The 16,461-nt window shown below is 55.3% G+C and carries 13 protein-coding genes; 10 read left to right on the top strand and 3 right to left on the bottom strand.

Going from position 1 to position 16,461, the window contains the following annotated elements:
- Positions 1 to 2: 2 nt before the first annotated feature.
- The 4 genes from KI215_RS09905 (at position 3) to pyrE (ending at position 5,797) form a co-directional block, all read left to right on the top strand.
- Positions 3 to 1,103, top strand: coding sequence for a carbamoyl phosphate synthase small subunit (locus tag KI215_RS09905; protein ID WP_212772585.1), 1,101 nt, complete (start codon positions 3 to 5; stop codon positions 1,101 to 1,103).
- Positions 1,096 to 4,320, top strand: a complete 3,225-nt coding sequence (carB, locus tag KI215_RS09900; RefSeq protein ID WP_212772584.1) for a carbamoyl-phosphate synthase large subunit — start codon at positions 1,096 to 1,098, stop codon at positions 4,318 to 4,320. The genes KI215_RS09905 and carB overlap by 8 nt, the downstream gene beginning before the upstream one ends.
- Before the next feature lie 156 nt (positions 4,321 to 4,476).
- The gene (gene pyrF / locus KI215_RS09895; RefSeq protein ID WP_212772583.1) at positions 4,477 to 5,220 is read left to right on the top strand and encodes an orotidine-5'-phosphate decarboxylase; all 744 of its coding nucleotides are present in this window, start codon (positions 4,477 to 4,479) and stop codon (positions 5,218 to 5,220) included.
- Between the two features lies 1 nt (position 5,221).
- Positions 5,222 to 5,797 carry an orotate phosphoribosyltransferase gene (gene pyrE / locus KI215_RS09890; RefSeq protein ID WP_212772582.1) on the top strand — a complete coding sequence of 192 codons (576 nt, stop codon included), beginning with the start codon at positions 5,222 to 5,224 and terminating at the stop codon, positions 5,795 to 5,797.
- A 196-nt stretch (positions 5,798 to 5,993) separates the two neighbouring features.
- Here the strand turns inward: pyrE and KI215_RS09885 are convergent, their stop codons facing one another.
- Positions 5,994 to 7,175: a ZIP family metal transporter gene (locus KI215_RS09885; RefSeq protein ID WP_212772581.1), complete on the bottom strand. Its 1,182-nt coding sequence runs from the start codon at positions 7,173 to 7,175 to the stop codon at positions 5,994 to 5,996.
- Positions 7,176 to 7,189: 14 nt separating this feature from the next.
- Entirely contained in the window at positions 7,190 to 8,221 is a 1,032-nt protein-coding gene (locus KI215_RS09880; protein ID WP_212772580.1) for a multicopper oxidase domain-containing protein, read from the bottom strand.
- Positions 8,222 to 8,524: 303 nt separating this feature from the next.
- On the opposite strand from KI215_RS09880, the gene KI215_RS09875 reads away from it, so the two are divergent.
- From KI215_RS09875 to KI215_RS09850, 6 genes are all read left to right on the top strand, one after another.
- Positions 8,525 to 8,785 carry a hypothetical protein gene (locus tag KI215_RS09875; RefSeq protein ID WP_212772579.1) on the top strand — a complete coding sequence of 87 codons (261 nt, stop codon included), beginning with the start codon at positions 8,525 to 8,527 and terminating at the stop codon, positions 8,783 to 8,785.
- Positions 8,786 to 8,900: 115 nt separating this feature from the next.
- Positions 8,901 to 9,680: an SDR family oxidoreductase gene (locus KI215_RS09870; RefSeq protein WP_275956697.1), complete on the top strand. Its 780-nt coding sequence runs from the start codon at positions 8,901 to 8,903 to the stop codon at positions 9,678 to 9,680.
- A 28-nt stretch (positions 9,681 to 9,708) separates the two neighbouring features.
- Positions 9,709 to 12,690 carry a formate dehydrogenase subunit alpha gene (fdhF, locus tag KI215_RS09865; protein WP_212775151.1) on the top strand — a complete coding sequence of 994 codons (2,982 nt, stop codon included), beginning with the start codon at positions 9,709 to 9,711 and terminating at the stop codon, positions 12,688 to 12,690.
- Positions 12,641 to 13,114 (top strand): helical membrane plugin domain-containing protein, encoded by a 474-nt coding sequence (locus tag KI215_RS09860; RefSeq protein WP_212772577.1) that lies wholly within the window; start codon positions 12,641 to 12,643, stop codon positions 13,112 to 13,114. The genes fdhF and KI215_RS09860 overlap by 50 nt, the downstream gene beginning before the upstream one ends.
- Positions 13,111 to 14,001 carry a formate dehydrogenase accessory sulfurtransferase FdhD gene (gene fdhD, locus KI215_RS09855; RefSeq protein ID WP_212772576.1) on the top strand — a complete coding sequence of 297 codons (891 nt, stop codon included), beginning with the start codon at positions 13,111 to 13,113 and terminating at the stop codon, positions 13,999 to 14,001. Before KI215_RS09860 ends, fdhD begins: the two co-directional genes overlap by 4 nt.
- A 39-nt stretch (positions 14,002 to 14,040) precedes the next feature.
- Positions 14,041 to 14,490, top strand: a complete 450-nt coding sequence (locus KI215_RS09850; RefSeq protein ID WP_212772575.1) for a hypothetical protein — start codon at positions 14,041 to 14,043, stop codon at positions 14,488 to 14,490.
- 64 nt (positions 14,491 to 14,554) lie between these two features.
- Here the strand turns inward: KI215_RS09850 and KI215_RS09845 are convergent, their stop codons facing one another.
- Positions 14,555 to 16,273, bottom strand: coding sequence for an Rqc2 family fibronectin-binding protein (locus KI215_RS09845; protein WP_212772574.1), 1,719 nt, complete (start codon positions 16,271 to 16,273; stop codon positions 14,555 to 14,557).
- Positions 16,274 to 16,461 lie beyond the last annotated feature (188 nt).

Here is a 16,461-nt window from a genome sequence, read left to right as displayed (position 1 = left end):
CGATGAAGGCACGATTGTTGCTGGAAGATGGGACGTGGATGGAAGGGGTCTCTTTCGGCGCCACGGGCGAGACGGTGGGCGAAGTGGTGTTTACCACCGGAATGAGCGGATACCAGGAAGTGTTGACCGATCCCTCGTACTGCGGACAGATTGTGACGATGACGTTCCCGTTGATCGGCAATTATGGGATCAACCGGGATGACATGGAAACCCTGCGCCCGTTTGTCCGAGGGTTCATCGTGAGGGAACATGCGGAATACCCCAGCAACTGGCGGTGTGAAACACGGATCGACGATTGGCTGAAAGAGTGGGGCATCATCGGGATTGCCGGCGTCGATACCCGAATGCTCACCCGTAAGATTCGCGTGCACGGTACGATGAAAGGATTGATCACTACCGAGGATGAGCCGATCGAAGTGTTGAAGGAACGGCTGAATGTGCTACTCCGTCGTGATCAGGTGGCCCAGGTGAGTACCAAAAGTATCTATACGGCTCCCGGTTACGGTAAACGGGTCGTACTGATGGATTTCGGCGCGAAATACGGTATCCAGCGGGAACTGGTGCGGCGTAATTGCGACGTGATCGTGGTCCCGTGGAACACAACGGCCGAGGAAATCGACCGTTTCCACCCGGACGGCATTTTGCTCTCCAATGGTCCCGGTGACCCCAAAGATGTGCCGGAGGCGGTGGAGACCGTTCGTCGTCTCTTGGGTCGCTACCCGATCTTCGGCATTTGCCTGGGACATCAACTGTTGGCCTTAGCATGTGGTGCGGATACGGTCAAAATGAAGTTCGGCCACCGGGGTTGCAACCATCCGGTGAAGGAACTGGCCACCGGAAAAACGGTCATTACCTCGCAAAATCACGGATACACCGTACGAGCCGAATCACTGGCGGGCACCGGTCTGGAAGTGACGCACATCGCGCTGAACGACGGAACGGTGGAAGGGTTGCGCCACACGATATTCCCGGCATTCTCGGTGCAGTACCATCCGGAAGCGGCACCCGGACCGGTCGATCCCAACTACCTGTTTGACCAGTTCATCGACTTGATGGAGACACACCGCCAACACGCGAGCAAGGAGGTAAAGCAGCATGCCTAAAGATCCCAGCCTGAAAAAAATCCTCGTCATCGGTTCCGGTCCAATCGTCATCGGACAGGCGGCGGAGTTCGACTACGCAGGAACGCAAGCGTGCCGTGCGCTGAAAGAGGAAGGCCTGGAAGTGGTGTTGGTTAACTCCAATCCGGCGACGATCATGACCGACACGGAAATGGCGGACAAGGTGTACATCGAGCCGATCACACCCGAATTCCTGATCCAAGTGATTCGCAAAGAGCGTCCGGACGGACTGTTGCCGACTTTGGGCGGACAGACGGGATTGAACATGGCGGTCGAACTGGCCAAGCGGGGCGTTTTGGAAAAAGAAGGTGTTCGCCTGTTGGGAACGGAACTGCACGCGATCACGTGTGCGGAAGATCGGGAGCAATTCCGGGCATTGATGAAGGAGATCGGCGAACCGGTGCCGGAAAGTGAAATCGTTCATTCGGTGGAAGAAGCAGTCCGTTTCGCCGATGAGACCGGCTATCCGTTAATTGTGCGGGCGGCGTATACGTTGGGCGGTACGGGAGGCGGAATCGCCCATACGGAATCAGAACTGCGGGAAATTGTCGAAAACGGATTGCGCTACAGCCCCATTCAACAGTGCCTGATTGAAAAGAGTATCGCCGGCTACAAGGAGATCGAGTATGAAGTGATGCGTGACGCGTCCGACCACAGCATTGTCGTCTGCAACATGGAAAACTTCGATCCCGTCGGCGTCCACACCGGCGACAGCATCGTGTTTGCACCCACACTTACGCTGGCCGACCGTGAGGTGCAAATGTTGCGGTCGTCCGCGCTCAAAATCATTCGGGCACTGGATATTCGTGGCGGGTGCAACGTGCAGTTTGCCCTCGATCCGCACAGCTTCCAATATTACGTGATCGAAGTGAACCCGCGTGTGAGCCGCTCCAGCGCACTCGCTTCCAAAGCGACCGGATATCCGATCGCACAGATTGCGGCCAAGATCGCAATCGGCTACACGTTGGACGAGTTGAAAAACCCTGTCACCGGGCGAACATACGCCTGTTTCGAACCGGCGTTGGACTATGTGGTGTGCAAAATCCCACGTTGGCCGTTTGACAAATTCACCTCTGCCAACCGAAAACTGGGCACGCAGATGAAAGCGACGGGTGAAGTGATGGCCATCGGCCGTTCGGTGGAGGAGTCTCTGCTCAAAGCGGTCCGTTCGCTTGAAATCGGCATGGAAGATCTGGAGTTGCCTAGTGCGTCTGAGTTGACCCGCGAACAGTTGGAGGAGCGATTGGTCCAACCGGATGATGAGCGATTGTTCCTCCTGGCCGAATGGTTACGCCGCGGGTATGGTTTAGAGCAAGCGGCGGAACTGACGCACATCGATCGCTTCTTCCTGCACAAGATCGAAAACCTGGTCCGTTTCGAACGGGAGGTGCGTGAGCGTGGCTCGCTGGATGAGGCCACGTTGCGACAAGCCAAGCGAATGGGGTGGACCGATCGGACATTGGCCCGCTGGTGCGGGATGCAAGCCGAGGAAGTACGCCAACTGCGCAAAGAATGGGGCATTTTGCCGGTGTACAAGATGGTGGATACCTGTGCAGCCGAATTCACGGCCGAGACGCCGTACTACTACTCTACCTACGAGCAGGAAGACGAGGTGGTACTGAACGGCAAACGGTCGGTTTTGGTACTCGGTTCGGGACCGATCCGCATCGGGCAAGGCGTTGAGTTTGATTACGCTACGGTGCACGCGATCAAAGCATTGCGCGAAGCGGGGATTGAGGCGGTTATTTTGAACAACAACCCGGAAACAGTCTCCACCGACTTCAACATCTCCGACCGCCTGTACTTTGAACCGTTGCACATCGAAGACGTGTTACATGTCATCGAGAAAGAGCAACCGATGGGCGTCATTGTGCAATTCGGCGGACAAACGGCACTCAACCTGGCGCGTCATCTGGAAAAAGCGGGGATTCCGATCCTGGGTACGCCGTTGTCGGAGATCGACCGAGCCGAAGATAGGGAAAAGTGCGAGCAATTGCTTGCGTCGATCGGTGTGCCACAACCGCCAGGCTTTGCAGTCACCTCCACGGAGGAGGCGATGGAAAAAGCGAAAGAAATCGGCTTCCCCATGTTAGTAAGGCCCTCATATGTGCTGGGTGGTCGGGCGATGGAGATCGTGTACAGTGAAAAGGAACTCACTTCCTACATGTCGGAAGCGGTCAAAGTCAACCCGGAACACCCGGTTCTGATGGATCGCTACCTCAGAGGGAAAGAGCTGGAAGTGGACGCCATTGCCGACGGTGAAACGGTCCTGATCCCCGGTATTATGGAGCACATTGAGCGCGCGGGCGTTCATTCCGGCGACTCGATCGCCATTTATCCGGCACAATCGATCACCGCATCGCAAAAACAGCGTCTGATCAAGATGACGACCCAGATCGCCCGTGCTCTTCAGATTCGCGGACTGGTCAACATCCAGTTTGTTCTGCACAAAGACGATATTTATGTCTTGGAAGTCAACCCGCGTGCTTCACGGACGGTACCGTTCCTGAGCAAAGTGACGGGAATTCCCATGGCGCAGGTGGCCACGCGTGTCATGTTGGGTGAATCGCTGACTGATCAGGGATACCCGAGCGGATTGTGGCCGGAGACCGGAGAGGTGGCCGTCAAAGTGCCGGTCTTCTCCTTCGCCAAACTGCGTCGCGTCGATGTGACGCTGGGGCCCGAGATGAAATCGACCGGTGAAGTGATGGGACGGGATCGCGACGCGGCCCGCGCCATCTACAAGGGATTGCTGGCCGCCGGCATTTCGCTGCCACAATTCGGTACCGTTGTCGTCACCATCAGCGATAAGGACAAGGAGGAGGCACTCCCATTGATCCGCCGTTTCTCCGAACTGGGATACCGAGTGGTGGCGACGCACGGAACGGCAGACATGCTGGAGCGGGAAGGTTTACCCGTCACACGGGTGAACAAGATCAAGGAAGGTTCACCACACATCGTCGATCTCATCCGTCGAGGCGAAGCCGATTTGGTTGTCAACACGTGGACGCGAGGCAAAACCCCGCAACGTGACGGGTTTCGGATCCGTCGGGAAGCGGTGGAACACGGTATCGCCTGCCTCACATCGCTGGATACGGTAGAAGCGCTCCTGACCACACTGGAGTCGATCTACTTGACCGCCGACCCGATCGGTCAACCGGTGACGGGTCAGAAGAAAATGGGTGTGCTGGCGGGTTGAAAATGGCTGATTATTTGAAAGGATGAAGGGTGGCTGGTTTTACGCGAGCGACCTTTTGAGCAAAGCGAAAAGAGGAGCCAGAGGGAAACCAGCTCACCCGGGGCCCTGAGACAACGGATTTCCCAAACCGTCACAGATACGGAAAGGAGACATTCGATGACCAGTTCAACCGCTCAAACTGACCCCACCATCATCATCGCACTGGACTTGCCGACGCAGGATGCGGCCGAATCGTTTCTGGCAGGGTTTCCGTGGGAAAAAAGGCCGTTTCTCAAAGTGGGGATGCAGCTGTTTTACGCCACGGGTCCCACATGGGTGGCCAGCTTGAAAGAGCGGGGGTATCCGGTGTTTCTTGACCTGAAGTTGCATGATATTCCCCATACTGTCTATCATGCCGTGAAATCCGTCGCCAACCTGGGAGTGGATATGCTCACCCTTCATGCGGGGGGTGGCGTCTCCATGATGGCCGCGGCGAGGGAAGCGGCGGAGGTGGCCGGAGCGGACACCATGCGGTTGGTCGGCGTCACCCAACTCACTTCCAATGACCAGCGGACGATGAATGAAGAGATCGGCATTCCGGGGACAGTGGAGGACTGTGTCCGACGCTATGCGGGACTGGTTGCTCAAGCGGGCCTGCACGGGATCGTTTGTTCCGGTTGGGAAGTGCCGATGGTGAAACAGGCCATGCGGGAAGCGGGAACGGAAGGAATCGCAGTGGTTCCCGGCATCCGACCCCAGGGTGTAGCATCCGACGACCAAAAACGGGTGATGACGCCGGAGCAAGCAATACAGAATGGCGCCGATTATTTGGTGATGGGACGGGCCATTTTGCGGGCGGATGATCCGGTGCGCGTTTACGAACAGATCCAACAGGACATTACGAAAGTGAGGAGGATATAACATGGCGTGGGATGTACGTGAAGCCATTCAACGGACGGGCGTGTTGAAAGAGGGCCATTTCCTTCTCTCCTCCGGTCGGCACAGCGCCCAATACATGCAATGCGCACAACTGTTGCAACACCCGGTGGAGGCCGAACAGGCGGGACGGGCACTGGCAGAGCTGTTCCGGGATGAAAAGGTGGATCTGGTGATCGGCCCGGCGTTGGGCGGTGTGATCATCGCCCATGAAGTGGCGAGGGCACTTGGGGTACGGTGTCTGTTCGCCGAACGACAAAACGGGGAAATGACCTTGCGCCGCGGCTTCACGATCCAACCCGGGGAGCGCGTCCTCATCGTTGAAGATGTGGTGACCACGGGCGGATCAGTGATGGAAGTGGTACGTCTGGTTCAAGCGGCGGGCGGACGGGTGATCGGGATCGGCTCCATCGTCGACCGCAGTGGCGGACGCGTCCCGTTTGACGCGACATATCGGGCGTTGCTGCCGTATGAAATTCCCAGCTATGATCCGGCGGCATGCCCGTTGTGTAAGCAGGGTATCCCGGCGGTGAAACCGGGCAGTCGCACGGTACAAAAATAGATGCTGAATGAATATGCGGGGAGCGAAGTTTTCCGGGAGCCCTTTAGGAGACCGGCAAAGCGGAGGTACGGACCACGAGGAGAAACGAGGGCGTTATGTTTGACCGATAGAGAGTTTTGCCTGCGCCCGTGGTCCGTTTCGAAGCGGACACATTTTTTTCTTGAAGGGACTGGCGGAATATACGGCTTGATCGATATCACGCGGAGACGAAAACGGCTGTCACCAGCATCACCAGAATACCGGTCAACAATCCGGCGGCACCGTGCAGGGAGAAAAGAGTCTCTTCCCGTTCCGAGCGAGCCAGTTTCATTACTTCCACTACCACTTGAAAGATGGCTCCGGCACCAATGCCCAAAAACACCAGAGACCATATTTGGGAGTACAGGAAGCCGCCGATCCAGGTTCCCAACACTGCCGGAGAACCTCCCAGCAACCCGAGCAGGAACAAATGCCGGAGCAATCGAACGCTGCTTATTTGTTCTCGTGCAATGGGGGCGACGATCGCCAAACCTTCGGTGATGTTGTGCAGGGTAAAGCCCATGATGAGAAACGCTCCCATCGCCACTTCCCCCAGCGTAAAGGCTGCCCCGATGGCCAATCCTTCCCCCAGGTTGTGCAGACCGATCCCGAAAGCAATCAGATAAGCCACCGTCAGGCGGGGAGACCATTTTCTACCCAGCTGTTCTCGGGTTTGCGCATATTCATTGATTCCGTTCAGAATCAAGAAACTACCCAAACCTGCCAACAAGAGTAATCCGATTCCCTGGTAAGCCTCCGGCAACTCGAAGGCCAGCTCCAACGCCGCCTCCAAGGAATCAACCCCCAGAAAGAGCAGCAATCCAGCCGTTACGGCCAGGATAAAGGTATAACCCTTGCCTTGAAGACGGGCGACGAAGGGTTTCCAAATCAAACCGAGGAGGACGGGGATGACCCCGACCAACACCCCGATCAGGGCGAACAGACCGAAACTGGACGCATTCGGTTTCGGTGCTTCGGTGGCCGCTGCCACCTCCCCGGAAAACTTCGCTCCCGTCTCTGTCACCAATGTGATTTCGTACGGTTCTCCTTCCACCCAATGATAAGGAATGTTGATTTGCGCTTCTTCCAGACGGGACAATTCGGGGTCCGGCTGGATATCCGCATTCCAGATTGCCCCGTTGACCGTCACTTGGGCGATTTTAACAGGGTCCGTCCCGGTGTTGGTCACTTGTGCCTTGATGTGGTCTTTTTCCAACCAAACCCGATCAAACGTGATCTCCTCCAAAGGGATATCCGGTCGCTGGATGATCTTGTCGATCCCCATGAAAAGTCCAACGACCACCACTGCCAACAAAAGCAGCGGCAGCAATCCCAACATCCATTTTTTCTTGGAATCCATCAGATCCACCTCTCTTACTCCATGACTTCGAATACACCCATCCAGCCCAACTCGGCAAATTCACTCTGGTGGGCGTGGAACATGTAGCGACCGGGAAACTGAAACGAAAATTCCAGAATAGACCGCTCTCCTTGGCACAACATCACGGTGTCCGTCACTTCGTATTGGTCCAGGGATGTACCGGTTCGGTATAGTTTGAACATGTTCCCGTGCAAATGGAAAGAGTTGATCAGATCAAACTCGGTGACGTTGACCAAATAGACTCTTACCAGCTCATTTGCCTTCAGTGGGATGGGGCGATCCAAATACGCGTTGACGTAGCCGTTGACTGTGTAAAATTCATTCTCCTCGTCAAAGTCGGTGTCAAAGGCATTCATCACCATCACCATTTCCTTCGCCTTCGGTCTCGGTTGTCTCGGATCAATGATAAACGCCCCGTACAACCCCTTTTCCATGTGCTTTTTCAACGGCATCACGTGGCAGTGGTACAGGTGACAGCCGAAGGGTGCAGCCGTCAATTCATAAGTAAAGCTCTGACCGGGTTGAACTACCTCGAATACCCCATCCATGTTGGCGGGATGAATTCCATGAAAGTGAATGGTGTGCGGATGAGAACCGGCATTGGTGAAGCGGATCCGCAAGAGATCTCCCTCGGTGGCCCGGATTGTCGGTCCGGGTACTTGCCCGTTGAACGTCCAAGCGGGGTAAACGACACCTGGTGCCACTTCGATCTCTTTATCCGTGGCAACAATGTTATATTCCCGCAACGTGCGTCCATCGGGCAGCTTGCTCACTTTTCCGTAGTCGAAGGAAGTCAGGATTTTGTGAGCTTGATCCAATGCTTGTTTGGATGGCTTCCCCGTCATCGAATGGGACTCATGCGTTGCATGACGGTTTTGGGCATACGTCGACTTGTCCTGCTGTTGAAACATTTTGGGCAAGAGCATCGCCCCCGCCGCTCCTAACATCCCTCCTAATCCCACTTTCAGAAAGGCACGCCGGGAATAGGCTTGATTCCGCCGGTGAGATTGTTTCCCCGTGTCCATTTTGTTTCCCTCCTCCAACTTTTAATCGAAAAAATTTTTGGATTGTTTTATTTGGTTATAGGAAATAAAGTTTGATCAATACAACTCATTTTCCCGCATCTAAATTATACGTAATTACAATGGATTCGTGAACTCCTTTGTTTGGAAGAATCAATCACCAACAATACCAGTATGGTAATATATACCTTGACCGGCCCATCACCGGGGTATCACGTAAGGCACATATCCAAGCATTGAGCGCTTTTCGGGGATGCCGGGGAAATCGGTAGGGTATAACCGGGTATGAACGGGAGGGACGTGTGGATGCGAAAATGGTGGATGGGGATCGGGTTGTTGTTGGGCATCGCTTGCATGTGGAAGGCGTGCGTTCTCTTGATGATGGCGATTCATCCCGACGGGGAGGGGATCGGGGTGTATTTTCTGGGAGTGGAGATCAATGATCGGGTCAATTTGCGGGAAATTCCCTTTTATGTCACCGCTTTTTTCGGTTTGGGAATGGTGTTGTTGTTTCAAGTGTGGGTGTACTGGCAAAAGGGTATTGGGTTGAGAAGAAGTAGTGACTAAGGTGTGTTTGACATTCATGTGAAAGCGAACAGCCAGGATCATTCCGGCCTTTTGGATGAAATGGCCTTTTGATACAATCAAAATGTGAATGTTCGTAATAGGAAGGTGGGTTGACGTGTCCGATCGTTTACAGGGCAAAATTGCCGTCGTTACCGGTGCCACGCGCAAAATGGGCATCGGTGCGGCCGTGTGCCGCGCACTGGCTGAAAAGGGCACAGACGTATTTTTCACACATTGGACCCCATATGATCGCATGACGTTTCAGGAGACAACGGAGCGGGAACCGGAGGAGCTGTTGCAGGAGTTGCGCACCTTGGGTGTCCGCGCGGAAGCGCTCGCGGTCGATTTGTCCAAACCTGAAGCGCCGGCTTTGGTGATGGAGACAGTCCGGGAACGGTTGGGCGCTCCTTCTATTCTGGTCAACAACGCGGCGGTGTCGATCAACGACAGTTTTGAAACGATCACCGCGGAAGGGCTGGATGCTCATTATGCCGTCAATGTAAGGGCGACCGCATTGTTGAGCGCAGAGTTTGCACGCCGCTACAAAGGCGGACCGGGTGGGAGGATCATCAATCTGACCAGCGGGCAATCGCTGGGATCCATGCCGGGAGAGCTGTCCTATGTGGCCACAAAGGGGGCCATCGAGGCGTTTACGCGAACGTTGGCTGCGGAAGTGGCGCACAAGGGGATCACCGTCAACGCGGTTAACCCCGGACCGACGGATACCGGTTGGATGACCGAGGAGTTGAAACGGAACTTGTTGCCCAAGTTTCCGATGGGACGCGTGGGACAACCGGAGGATGCCGCCAGATTGATCGCATTTTTAGCCAGCGATGAGGCGGCGTGGATTACGGGACAGGTGATTCATTCCGAAGGCGGGTTTATCCGAAATTGAAGGGGGAGGGAACAACAGGATGAGCCGGATGGATCACGTCGTGACGGTGGTCTGCGACGGTGTGGCGAAGACGGGGCGATCGTCTCAAACAATCCTGGAACTGCTTGCTGACCGGATTCCCTATTTGTGCTACCACCCCAGTCTGGGACCAATCCAAACCTGCGACTTGTGCATGGTCGAAGTGAATGGAGAGATGGTTCGCGCCTGCGCCACGCAGCTGATCGACGGGATGAAGATCGATACGATCTCGGATCGGGTGAAACGGGCACAAAAAGAGGCGATGGACCGCATTCTGGTCAATCATGAGCTGTATTGCACCGTTTGCGACAACAATAACGGCAACTGCGATCTTCATGAGGCGGTCAAGGCGATGAAAGTGGATCATCAGTCGGAACCGTTCCGGCCGAAGCCTTATCCGGTGGATGACAGCAACCCGTTTTACCGCTACGATCCCAACCAGTGCATTTTGTGCGGGCGTTGTGTGGAAGCTTGCCAAAATCTACAGGTAAACGAAACGCTGTCCATCGATTGGGAAGCGGAGCGCCCGCGGGTGGTGTGGGACCACGGCGTGTCGATCAATGAATCGTCGTGCGTTTCGTGCGGTCATTGTGTCACCGTTTGTCCGTGCAATGCCTTGATGGAAAAATCGATGCTGGGGGAAACAGGCTTTTTGACCGGATTGAAACCGGAAACCCTGCGCGGGATGATCGACCTCACCAAGGAAGTGGAACCCGGTTACCGCCAAATCCTGGCCATCTCCGAGATGGAAGCGGCCATGCGGGAGAAAACGATTCGCAAGACTAAAACGGTCTGCACTTACTGTGGCGTGGGGTGCAGTTTCGATGTATGGACCAAGGGACGGCGCATCCTGAAGATCCAGCCACGGGAGGAGGCACCGGCCAACGGCATATCCACGTGTGTCAAAGGGAAGTTCGGTTGGGATTTCGTCAACAGCGAGGAGCGGTTGACCCGACCGCTGATCCGGCGCGGGGATGTCTTTGAAGAGGCGGACTGGGAGGAAGCGATGGCCGTGATCGGCGAGAAGCTGGGAGCGATCAGGGACCGGTACGGTCCGGATGCCATCGGGTTGATCGCTTCTTCCAAATGTACCAACGAAGAAGCCTATCTGATGCAGAAGTTGGCCCGTGCTGTTATTGGTACCCACAATGTAGACAATTGCTCCCGATATTGCCAATCGCCCGCCACGCAAGGTTTGTTCCGCACGGTCGGATACGGCGGAGATTCGGGATCGATCTCGGATATCGCACAGGCGGATTTGGTCATCATCGTCGGTTCCAACACGGCCGAGTCTCATCCGGTACTGGCGACGAGGATCAAACGCGCGCAAAAACTGCACGGCCAGAAGGTGATTGTCGCCGATCTGCGCAAACATGAGATGGCGGAGCGGGCAGATCTGTTCCTGCGCCCCCGGCCGGGGACGGATTTCGTATGGTTGTCGGCGCTGGCTCGCTACATTCTGGATCAAGGATGGCACGATGCGTCGTTTTTGGAGGAGCGGGTGAACGGTTTAGAGGAATACAGGCGTAGTTTGGAACCGTTTACAATGGATTTTGCCGAGGAAATTACGGGGATTGCAGTGTCTGACCTGATCCGGGCGGCGGAGATGATCCGCGATGCCGATACTGTTTGCATCCTTTGGGCGATGGGCGTCACCCAACATACAGGGGGAAGCGATACCAGCACCGCCATTTCCAATCTGCTTCTCGTGACGGGAAATTACGGCCGTCCCGGCACAGGGGCCTATCCGCTCAGGGGACACAACAACGTCCAGGGGGCCAGCGATTTCGGTGCGATGCCGCATATGTTTCCCGGGTATGAACCGGTGACGGATGAGCGTGTCCGAAAGCGGTATGAAGAAGCGTGGGGTGTTTCGTTGCCGGACCGGCCGGGATGGAACAATCACCAGATGGTGGATGCGATCCACGACGGACGATTGAAAGCCATGTACATCGTCGGAGAGGATATGGCACTGGTGGATGCCAATGCTCGACGGGTGCAGCGCGCTTTTGAACAATTGGAGTTTCTCATTGTGCAGGATCTGTTTTTGACGCGAACGGCGCAGTTTGCGGATGTCGTACTCCCCGCCAGCCCCAGTTTGGAGAAGGAAGGGACATTTACCAACACCGAACGGCGGATTCAACGGTTGTATCCGGCGCTGGAACCACTGGGGGATTCGTTGCCGGATTGGCAAATCATCCAAAAGGTGGCGCGATCCTTGGGAGCGGACTGGTCATATGAACATCCGGGTGAAATCATGGCGGAAGCGGCCCGTTTGTCACCGATGTTTGCCGGGGTCACGTATGAGCGGCTGGAAGGATACCGCAGTTTACAATGGCCGGTCCTACCGGACGGAACGGACACCCCGCTGCTGTATCGCGATCGTTTTGCTTTCCCGGACGGGAAGGCACGTCTGCATCCGATGACATGGATTCCGCCGCGTAAACGGGAACCGTCGTATGACCTGCATTTGAATAATGGTCGCATATTGGAACATTTCCACGAAGGCAACATGACTGCTCGCTCCGCTGGCATCCGATCCAAAGTTCCGCGCGCGTTCGTGGAAGTGTCGCCCGAAGTGGCGAAGGAGCGGGGGCTGAGGAACGGTATGTGGGTTCGTCTCACCTCTCCGTACGGTCAAGTGCGGGTACCTGTGTTGGTGACGGATCGTGTGCGGGGGCGGGAGTTGTATCTCACCATGAATGATCACGAAGAGGGTGCTGTCAACCTGTTGACGGGTAATGACACGGATCGGGAGACGGATACCCCGGCGTACAAAGAATATACCGTCCGTATGGAGGTATTGGACGAACCGCCGACCGAACCGTTACCCCGGCACAACCCGCGTTTTGCCAACCGGCGTCCGACACGCGGGGTGGAAGTAGAACGAAAATGGCAAAGAGCGGATTACCGTATGCCCGGAACGGAAGGAGGAGTACGTGATGGCCGCACCCACGAGAGAAATCGCTTCCAACCGGAAAACCGCCGCTGAAGAAAAGCTGTCCCCAGAAGCGGTCCAATTGTTGAATCGGTGGGCGGAACGAAGAGAGGCAGTTGATGAACTGATCGACGTGATCGGTTTGCTTCACGAAAAAGGATGGTTACGAACGGCCAAGGCCTTTTTGGAATCGACCGACGAGCTGTTGGCTATCACACTGGAACAGCTCAATACGCCGGGCGGCAAACGTTTGTTGCGTAATCTGATTCACATTGGTGTCCTGCTGTCCGCGGTCGATCTGACGTCTGCGGTCAAAACGGCGGAAGAAGCGCATAAAAAAACAGATCGACCGGGCATATGGACGCTGCTGCAAACCTTGCGCGATCCCGAGGTGATCGCCGCCATCCACTTTCTCTTGAATATCGCCAAAAGGATACGTCCAGAAGAAGTAAAGGGGAGCGGGGAGGAGACGAGATGAGACTCCATTCGTTTCCTCCTCCCAGAAGCAATGTGTCTCGCAGGCACATCCGGCGTGTGACCGGAGGGCAAATTTCCACTCGGATGGACCGGATCATCGTGGAAGAACCGATGGAGATCCGCATCCGGCTGTTTGGTGTTCCCGAACCGATTTCCGTCGGGGTAACGATGCGCACTCCGGGTCATGATTTCGAACTGGCTGCGGGATGGTTGTTTGCTGAAGGCATTTTGCATTCGCCGGACGAAGTGTCGCATCTCACCTACTGTACAGACTCCCATGTGGATCATGAGCAGCGCTATAACATCGTAAACGTGTATTTGCGTCCCGGCATCCATCCGAATCTGGACCGGCCTCGCCGCCGTTTTGCGGCCATGTCGGGGTGCGGTGTCTGCGGGACAGCGTCGCTGGCGTCCCTCCGTGCCCAGGGTGTCGCCCCGGCAGAGAGTCAAATCCGGTTGCGCGCCGCCCTTTTGCCCCGGATGGGAGAGGTGTTTCGCCAGAGTCAACGTCTGTTTCAGCAGACAGGCGGTTTGCATGCGGCCGCCTTGTTTGATGAAGAGGGACGGTTGTTGTCCATTCGCGAAGATGTGGGGCGGCACAATGCGGTGGACAAACTGATCGGCCAGGCATGGCTCGATCGGCAGTGTCCGCTGGAACGGAACATTCTGATGGTAAGCAGTCGCGCCGGTTTCGAGATCGTACAAAAGGCGGCCGTGGCCGGCGTGCCGATCCTTATCACGATGTCGGCACCGTCCACTTTGGCATGTGATACTGCAAGCGCGTTCGGCATCACGCTGATCGGATTCGCCCGTGGTGACTCGTTTAACGTGTATACGGGTGAGGAGCGAGTTTGGTTGGAGACAGTCGAACACACGGAAGGGGAATAAGTGTGTTTCAACGGAGAGAAAGGGGACAAGGATTTCGGGATGAAGCGGATTTGGACGGGGAAACTGTTGGTTTCTGCAATGATGACGGTTGTGACTCTGATTGTATTGAAAATGATTGACTGGATGGAACATTCATTCCAACCACCGGACCCCGATGTGTTGGTGATCCCTTTTGATCCGTTTTTTTATCTGATGTACGTGGCCCCCTTCATGTTTTTATTTGCGTTGCCCGTCTCGATGGTGTCGGATTGGTTGACCCAGCGGGCGGGGAAATATCGGTGGGGGTGGTCCCTGCTCATTCATACGGGGGCCGCCGCACTGTTGATGTTCTGGTTAGGATGGCATATTCGGCAATCGGTTCAATGGGTGGTGACGCCTTTCACTCTCCTGGGATTGTTAGTGCAGTCGGTTTTCAGCCTGCCCACCTTGTTGGCGTTGATATATTGGGCACTGGATGAATGGTGGAAGAGCAGAAGCTTGAAAAAATAGTCGTACCGACGGTACGACTTGAGACTGCTGACAAAGCAGCTTCCTACACGCATTTCGGGTGTGTTTAAGCCCGTGCCTTTTTCGTCAGTTGCCGGATCACCGATTCATCCGGTGTGACATACAGCGTTTTTTGATGGTCATAGATGACAAAACCAGGACGGGCGCCGGAAGGCTTGCGCACATATTTGACCAATGTGTAGTCGACCGGCACTTGACTGGAATGACGGGCTTTGCTGAAGTAAGCGGCCAGCATAGCAGCCTCGTGCAAGGTTTTTTCGCCGAATGTTCGGGCCCGGATGACCACGTGTGAGCCGGGGATGTTCTTGGTGTGTAACCACGTGTCCCCGGACGAGGCGAGGTGATGGGTCAAATAGTCGTTTTGTTTGTTGTTTTTGCCCACGAGAATGGGTATCCCTTCAGAAGAATGATAGACAGCCGGGGAAGGTGCTTCCTTCTTCCGCCTGCGCGACCCTTTCCCCGAGGGACGAAGCCAGCCTTCTTCCTCCAGTTCTTCCCGAATCTGCTCCACTTCTTTCAACGAGGCGTTTTCCAACAGTGCCAGTACGGACTCCAGATAAGTGATGTCTTGACGTGCTTTTTCTATTTGCTCTTCGTTCCATTGACGGGTGGCTTTCGCTTTGTTGTACCGCTTGAAGTACCGTTGGGCGTTTTCTGACGGCGTCAACTGCGGATCGAGCGGGATCTCGATCTCAGGTGCTTCCGGGTCGTAATAGTTGATGACCCGTGCCACCTGGTCCCCACGTTGAATCTGGTGCATATATGCAGTGAGCAATTCCCCGTAAATCCGAGCATTTTCCGCTTTTTCCGCTTCCCGGATTTCCCTTTCCAGCACCTGGATTTTTTTCTCGTTCTTCTCTATCTCATTTTTCAGTTTGCGCACGAGATCCAATGTTTGCTGCCGAATGCGATCCCGTTCCGCCTTGCCGTGGAAAAAGGCATCCAAACACGAGCTGACACTGTCGAACGTTTTCGTTTCTCCCTTTAGGTGGGTTAATTTTACCACTGAGAAATACGACTTTTGTTCGGGAGAGATGACGATGGTGGGTTGGTACCGGTGTTCGCGAATCTTGGCCATCATCTCGGAAAAGGCCTGCCACAAACGCGACCGTTCTCCCAAACCAGCCCGATGAACGATTTCTTTGGCGACCACGGGGCTGATGCCGGCAAATCGGTCGACGATCTGTCGGTCCAATCGGCCCTGGTTGAAGTCCAACGAACGGATGAATGTCGCTTCATCCGCTGTCAGCGGATGATGTTTGTCCTGAGCGGGTGGCCGTCGGTACGTCACCCCCGGCAACACCTGACGGTACCGGTTGACCGCATGGGAGACACGGCGGACCGCATCGATGATGTGGTTGGATTCCGGGTCTACCAAAATGATGTTGCTGTGACGGCCCATGATCTCCGCGATCAGCAGGCGGGTCACATCATCGCCCAAATCGTTGCGGGCCCGGATGTGGATGTGAACGATCCGCTCCATGTCCACCTGTTCGATGGCGGTGATGATCCCGCCTTCGCAGTGTTTGCGCATCAGCATGCAAAACATTGGCGGCTCCAGAGGATTTTCCGTCATATGTCGGGTGAGGTGAATTCGTGCATAAGACGGGTGTGCCGAGATGAGCAACAAATGATTCCGTTGTTGTGCCCGTACTTGCAGCAACAACTCGTTTTCACTCGGCTGATAGATTTTGTTGATTCGCCCGCCGATCAGTGTCTGCATCTCCCGAACGGCGGCACGGGTGACCAAACCATCGAACGACATGGTATCCCTCCTTCCTGAAAGGGTGGTCGGTCTTATGTATTGCACACGTCTCGTCCAGTATAGCACGATTGGTGTTACCCACTCCATACGATTTGCTGTGAATCCAATACGTGAGATGTGTGAGAATGCACTCGCATCCCAATATTGGTTTCATGTTCATGTAGAACGGCTTTCGTTGGTGGTAACTT

Source organism: Polycladomyces abyssicola (genome assembly GCF_018326425.1).
In the GTDB taxonomy this organism is placed as follows: Bacteria; Bacillota; Bacilli; order Thermoactinomycetales; family JIR-001; genus Polycladomyces; species Polycladomyces abyssicola.
This window is presented reverse-complemented; position numbering and strand designations above follow the sequence as displayed.